The sequence below is a fragment of the Moorena sp. SIO4E2 genome (assembly GCF_010671945.1).
In the GTDB taxonomy this organism is placed as follows: domain Bacteria; phylum Cyanobacteriota; class Cyanobacteriia; order Cyanobacteriales; family Coleofasciculaceae; genus Moorena; species Moorena producens.
Genome location: NZ_JAAHIE010000605.1, coordinates 1 through 4,068, shown reverse-complemented (window position 1 = coordinate 4,068; position 4,068 = coordinate 1). Strand labels below are relative to the sequence as shown.

Sequence of the window (4,068 nt, the reverse complement as noted above, 5' to 3'; positions counted from 1 at the left end):
AATTGCTGTTGAATTTGTTCTAGTATTTTGTCAATCAATTCCTGTTCTAGATTATTGATATCGATATTTCCTAGGTCTATTTCTAGGGTATTAATTCGATGTATTGTATCTAAATCGCTGAACTGACTCAACAAATTATCAATGAGGGGGAGGACTTTATGGCGATATATTCTACTTACCTCATTTTGCAGTTCAAAAGCACCTTGTTGTGAACTTAAATTAAGTTCTATAATTTGTTTTTTGATAATATGTCGTTGTTGGTTCACTTCCAAAGACTTTAATTAAATCACTTCCACTTCAAAATCTGTGCCGATAGTCATATATCCTAAAACCTTAAATGGTAGTATTTCAAGTCTACCATTTACCAAAAATTCTATCAGGTTATTAGTTGATTTTTTATCCATTTTTGTATTTAGCCAGAGCTGGTAGGCATTTTCAAAATTTATCATATTAGGTTTGTCTAACCAGTAGCAATAAGGGGTTATATGGGCGGGTATTTCGGCACTGATAATGTTATAAATTAGCTGTTTAAAGTTTTCTTCTTGAAAGCGAGGTAGCCAATTGGGGAATACAAAACTGATTTGGAAAGAGTAAGGATCTATTGTGTTTGAATCTGTGTTTGAATCTGTGTTTGATTTAAATTCTAAAAAATTCTCGTCTGAGTCGGGGTCGTTACTGCTGCGAGGACGAAGTAAAATATGTTCGACTATATGGAATCCTTCGGTTTCATCCAATTCATTGCAGAGAGCCAAAGTTTTTCGATGGTAAGGAATTCCTAGTAAACTACAAATTCTTTGTTTTAGTCCCGATACGTTTTCTGTATCCCAAACCTGACTGGAATCAGTGTAATTAAAGGCTTTACCCCTCCCAGCGCTAATTTGGGGATAATTTTGTAAGAAACTAATTTTATCATCAATCAGTTCTTCTTCCAGGATTGAATCATATAAAAGTAAGGAATAATCTGTGAACTTTTCACAAAACTGTGCCATTAAATGATCCAGAAAACGGTTTCTTCTTGCTAAATCAGTTTCATTCCATTTATCTGTTGGTGAATTGGACTCTGGATTTAGGACTTCTGCCGCACCTGGGAGGTTAGAAAGATCCTGGGAAAAGTAGGTTGTCTTGTTCTTAGTTTGAAAAGAGAATAAATCTTTAGCATGGTCTAATTGAGCAAAATAGTCAGCTAAAAGTTTATCAAAAAACATTAAATAAGCTTGCAGTTGTTTGGCTTGAGCCTTGCGTTTGGGAGATGCGGAAGCTGGTAAACCTATTTCTCCAATACCGTAAGTAGCAGGAAAATCGTTTTGGATTGATTCATAGTCAGATAATTCCCGGTATTGTCCCACTGGGATGGGGATATCTTTTGTTTGTTTTATTGATGGTGTTTTGGTGTTTTGCTGTTGTAAGGATTCCAGATGACTTTTAGCTTTAGCCAGGTTCAGATTGCACGAAATTTGTCCTTTATAAAAGGTAATGTTACTTGTCAAGCCATCTATATCTTTGAGTTGGGGTGTTAGATTAGGCTCTAATGCTAACGCCCATTCTTCTGATTCTGATGACTTGTCGCTTGAAATAGTAATGCTTCTAACAGTTTTTATCCCTGGAATATCTAAAATAATCCGAATTAGGTCAGAGGTGTGCAGTTGGTCTTTCTTGATAAAACTATCAAGTTGTTCGTTGTCAAGGAAGCCATGTTCCAGGGGAACACCATCAAAGATGGCTTCAGGAGCTTTACCTTGATTCAGGAGTTCTTTTAATGTAAAAAAATGTAGGTGAGGAGAAATAAAGTTATCTAATTCAAAATATAGTTTTGCCATTAATTTGTTAACATCAAAGCCTTCTTCTATTTCTATCTCGGCTTTGACACTAATTGTTTCGATTTTTAAGATGTCAACGGAGACAAAATCTTCACACAAGTTCCGATGTTGATTCAGTTTATATTTTACGTTTTTTTTGAGAATCTCTTCGCCCGCTTCGTCAGATACATTTTTTTCTTTTTCGATTAGTACCCGATAAAGTCCATTTAAGTTTACTTGCTGAGTGCGTTTAGAAGCTTCAAAAGTTAAGGTATGAAGAAGCGAATCGTAATAAATTGGTGGTTCTGAATTCTTAATTGGTTTAACCCATGCATTTTTCACACCATCAATGTCGATTAGAAGTTTGCGATAATCATTAATAGTGAGGGGATTAACGGTGAGGATTTCTCTGGCGGTGAAAAACTGCTTGTTGTTTATTTCTACATCTCCAGGAGCAGGTGCAAGCAAGTCTTTCATCTCGAAGTCAAGGCGATAGCTTAAATCCGTGATGGCATAGCAGAGTTGTTCTAATATAGTAATACCAGGATCATGGGTATTGTAGTCTGTCCACAGTTTCACCCCTAGGCGTTCGATGTGTTTAATCCCTTCTTGTCGCAATAAGGCGAAATTCATGCCAGGATATTCTGGGGGGGCGTTGGAGATGGTAAGGTTTTCAGTCATGGTGATTGGGGAAAGATAGTTTATGCTTGTTTACTTCTACAAGATTTCTCTTAATTCTCAATTCCTTCCGTTTCTAAAACCTCCACGTTTTCGGTTTCAGATGCAGCACCATTGTTTTTAGTTAACTCTTCTTCTAATACCTGAATTGCTCCTTGGATGCGGAGTAAGGTTTCACGGACATTGGCTTGTTTGACTTCTAAATCTGCGAGGACTTTTTGTCCTGATTCAAATTCTGCTTTGAGTTGGGTTAGGCGTTTTTGTAGTTGTTCTTTCATGTTCATTATTGACGAGGATGGGTTACAATACAGCAGTTGTCAATTGGGTGAGGTACAAATTATTTGGTTTTAGGGAGTAGGGAGTAGGAAGTAGGGAGTAGGGAAGAAAGAAGAAAAAAATCCTGTCTACCTCGTTACTATTAAAACCGCTATAGTATATTATATAGCGTTTGTCATAGCTATGAGGTACAGTCTTCTTTGAGGTTGATTCCCTATCTTGATGCAGCGCATCCCTCTTCTGTATTACCTCTTCTGTCTTCCCTTTTCCCAGATCCGCTGTTCCCTGTTCCCTACAATCCATAAATTGTATACCTCATAGCTCTGATAATTGCTATATCTCAGATAGTTTTTGATATTAACTTTTCCACTGACACTTCAACATGGGGAAAGGCAAGAAGGGAGAGACTTCCTTGGCTATAGGTTTGTTTGATTTGATAACTATCCCCTGATGGTTGCTGAAACACGATCAGTTGTTGAGCTTTCAAATCTACAACCCAATATTCTAAAATGCCAGCCTGAGCATAGGCGATTCGCTTCTGTTCTAAGTCTTTTTCTAAGGTAGTGTCAGATATTTCTATTAATAAGTAAATTTCCTCGGCAGAAGGGTGACGATGGTCATACAAGGAAACTGGCAATTTAACAACAGCAATATCTGGTTCGGGTTCAGAATCAGGAAGGGTAACTGGATGTGCTTCGTAGATTTTGGCGCAACCCCGAAGCTTTTCCCGTAAATAGTCTGCCATAGAATCGTTGATTTTCCGATGCAATGGTCCCTCTGGTGACATTTCAATAATTTTTCCCTCTAGTAATTCCACATGACGCTCACTGAGGATACCTGCTGCAATCATGTGATGATAGTCTTCAATTGACCATTTAGCTAAGGTAATCATTTTTATACACTAATTAAAGATGGCTCTTTTGGAATTTGTAGATGGTGCGTTACGCTACCGCTAACCCACCCTATAAGATCGGCGATCGCACTTTCTAGAAATTGTATGCATTTATGTCTTTATTTTAATCCTCGGAGAGTGACACCAGAGGGATTAGAGCGGGTTTGGTTGTCAAATGACTAATGATTTCCTAAACACCTATTATTGGTAAGTAAAATGCCATGACCACAAGTGTTCGTCCGCCACCGAAGCCATCTAGGCATGATGGGTTGCTAGTCCACCTTGCAACATTGTCGCCAACTTTCTTCCACTGGAGCTTAACGGTATGCTGACCTGTCTCAAGCGGCAAGACGAGATTGCCATTCAAATTCACATTAGGATGATTAGGGCTATGGGCTTGAAAGTGCGAACCAGATTGGGGACAGC

At 38.1% G+C, this 4,068-nt stretch carries 6 protein-coding genes; all 6 read right to left on the bottom strand.

The features are described 5' to 3' along the window. A partial coding sequence (locus F6K37_RS33930) for a contractile injection system tape measure protein (protein WP_287255131.1) occupies positions 1-266 on the bottom strand: 266 nt, incomplete at its 3' end. Between the two features lie 15 nt (positions 267-281). Beyond that, the gene (locus tag F6K37_RS33925; RefSeq protein WP_287255129.1) at positions 282-2,375 is read right to left on the bottom strand and encodes a baseplate wedge protein; all 2,094 of its coding nucleotides are present in this window, start codon (positions 2,373-2,375) and stop codon (positions 282-284) included. 152 nt (positions 2,376-2,527) lie between these two features. Continuing rightward, positions 2,528-2,752: a hypothetical protein gene (locus F6K37_RS33920; protein WP_287255126.1), complete on the bottom strand. Its 225-nt coding sequence runs from the start codon at positions 2,750-2,752 to the stop codon at positions 2,528-2,530. A gap of 22 nt (positions 2,753-2,774) precedes the next feature. Next, the gene (locus F6K37_RS33915; protein WP_287255124.1) at positions 2,775-3,053 is read right to left on the bottom strand and encodes a hypothetical protein; all 279 of its coding nucleotides are present in this window, start codon (positions 3,051-3,053) and stop codon (positions 2,775-2,777) included. Positions 3,054-3,090: 37 nt separating this feature from the next. Beyond that, positions 3,091-3,642 carry a Uma2 family endonuclease gene (locus F6K37_RS33910; RefSeq protein WP_287255121.1) on the bottom strand — a complete coding sequence of 184 codons (552 nt, stop codon included), beginning with the start codon at positions 3,640-3,642 and terminating at the stop codon, positions 3,091-3,093. 190 nt (positions 3,643-3,832) lie between these two features. Then, positions 3,833-4,068 (bottom strand): hypothetical protein (locus F6K37_RS33905; RefSeq protein WP_287255119.1); only part of this gene is annotated, 236 nt, incomplete at its 5' end.